This is a genomic window from Pseudomonas sp. BAY1663 (genome assembly GCF_000582595.1).
In the GTDB taxonomy this organism is placed as follows: Bacteria; Pseudomonadota; Gammaproteobacteria; order Pseudomonadales; family Pseudomonadaceae; genus Stutzerimonas; species Stutzerimonas stutzeri_AF.
In genome coordinates this window covers 1-1,653 of the sequence record NZ_AZSV01000189.1, presented here as the reverse complement: position 1 = coordinate 1,653, position 1,653 = coordinate 1, and the positions used below count along the sequence as shown (strand labels likewise).

4 protein-coding genes and 1 pseudogene are annotated in these 1,653 nt (G+C 71.7%); all 5 read left to right on the top strand.

Annotated features, from left to right (window positions below; genetic code table 11):
• Window positions 1–298, top strand: a pseudogene (locus BAY1663_RS22685) (alpha/beta hydrolase); the annotation flags it as partial.
• A gap of 146 nt (window positions 299–444) precedes the next feature.
• A complete protein-coding gene (locus BAY1663_RS22680) occupies window positions 445–936 on the top strand; it encodes a Na+/H+ antiporter subunit E (RefSeq protein ID WP_256206960.1) in 492 nt (163 codons plus the stop codon).
• Complete coding sequence (locus BAY1663_RS22675; RefSeq protein WP_037045370.1) at window positions 936–1,187, top strand: monovalent cation/H+ antiporter complex subunit F; 252 nt, start codon at window positions 936–938, stop codon at window positions 1,185–1,187. The genes BAY1663_RS22680 and BAY1663_RS22675 overlap by 1 nt, the downstream gene beginning before the upstream one ends.
• Window positions 1,180–1,473, top strand: a complete 294-nt coding sequence (locus BAY1663_RS22670; RefSeq protein ID WP_037045368.1) for a monovalent cation/H(+) antiporter subunit G — start codon at window positions 1,180–1,182, stop codon at window positions 1,471–1,473. Before BAY1663_RS22675 ends, BAY1663_RS22670 begins: the two co-directional genes overlap by 8 nt.
• The coding region (locus tag BAY1663_RS22665; protein WP_037045366.1) for a hydrogenase subunit MbhD domain-containing protein at window positions 1,466–1,653 on the top strand (188 nt) is incomplete at its 3' end. The genes BAY1663_RS22670 and BAY1663_RS22665, both read left to right, overlap by 8 nt.

Below are 1,653 nucleotides of genomic sequence, written 5' to 3'. Positions count from 1 at the left end.
CGCCGCCGCGCTGATCACCGCGGCGTCGCGGCCGGCGGACATCGCCGCCGTGGTCTCCCGGGGTGGCCGGGTCGACCTGGCCGAGCAGTCGCTGGCGCGCGTCAAGGCGGCCTCGCTGTTCATCGTCGGGGAACGCGACCTGGAGGTGCTGGAACTGAACCGCGAGGCCGCCGCCCACCTGCAGTGCGCACATCAGTTGGCGGTGGTGCCGGGCGCGACCCATCTGTTCGAGGAACACGGCACGCTGGAGGCGGTGGCGCGGCTGGCCGGTGAATGGTTCCTGCGGCACCTCGTCTAGGGGCTTCACCGCTCTCACCCCGATGCCGCCCCGCATACAGGCCGAGCGGCAATGCGCTGAAACAAGGCGTTGCGCCGTGGCTGGTGGACAGCGACGCACTCTTGGCCTCGACTTGTCATAAAGACCGGAATGCCATGGAGGATGAGATGACCCGGGCCCTACTGCGTCGCGCAGCCACCGACGCGCTCTTCTGGTCGTTGATCTATGCCGCGCTGTGGGCGCTGTTCGCCGCCGGGCGCGGCTGGAGCCTGGGCATTCCGACGGTGGCGCTGGCCGTTGCCCTGAGCCTGTGGCTGGGACTGCGACCACCGGCCCTGCGCCTGGCAGCCTTGCCGGCATTCCTCGGCTGCGTCCTGCGGCACATGTTCCTCGGCGCCTGGGACGTGGCGCGACGCGCCTTTCAGCCCGGTTGCCCGCTGCAACCCGCCTGGCACGATTTCGTGCTGAGCAGCCCCTCGCCGCGGGTCCGCCTGCTGCTCTCGGCGATGGTCGGCCTGCTGCCCGGCACGCTGGCCTCGCGCCTGGACGGCGAGCGGATGCGTGTGCACGTGCTGGACGAGCGCCTGCCCTGGCGCGACACCGTGGGCGAACTGGAGCGCCGGCTGGCGCGCCTGCTGGATACGGGGCCGGAACGCTGATGGCACTGTTCTCGACGCTGCTGCTGCTGACCCTGGTGATCGGCCTGGGGCGCGTGCTGCGTGGCCCGAGCCGGGTCGACCGGCTGCTCGCCGTGCAACTGCTCGGCACCACCGGCACCGCGTTGCTGTTGCTGCTGGCGCAATGGCAAGCCCTGCCGGCGCTGCGCGATGCCGCGCTGGTGCTGGCGCTGCTGGCGGCGATGGCCAGCGCGGCGCTGGTGCAGTTGCTGCGCCGGAGCCGGCATGAGTGAGCTGCTCGCCGCGCTGAGCTGGCTGCCGCTGGCCGGCGGCCTGCTGTTCTTCACCGCCGGCAGTATCGGCCTGTTGCGCTTTCCCGATGCCGTCGCCCGGCTGCATGCGTTGACCAAGGCCGATACCCTCGGCCTCGGCCTGGTGGTCGCCGGGCTCGTGCTGCGCGCCGACGGCCTGCTGGAAATCGGACAGATGCTGCTGATCTGGCTACTGGTGCTGGCGTCCGGCGCCACCACCTGCCAGCTGCTGGCGCGGCAGACCGAGGAGAAGCGGCCCGATGACTGACTGGTTGCTCGACGCCGTGTGCGGCCTGCTGCTGCTCGGCCTCGCCGGCGGCGCCCTGCATGTGCGCCAGCTGTATGCCGGTGTGCTGCTGTTCATCGCCTTCGGCCTGGTCCTAGCACTGGTCTGGGCGCGGCTGGGCGCGGCCGACCTGGCGCTGGCCGAGGCGGCCATCGGCGCCGG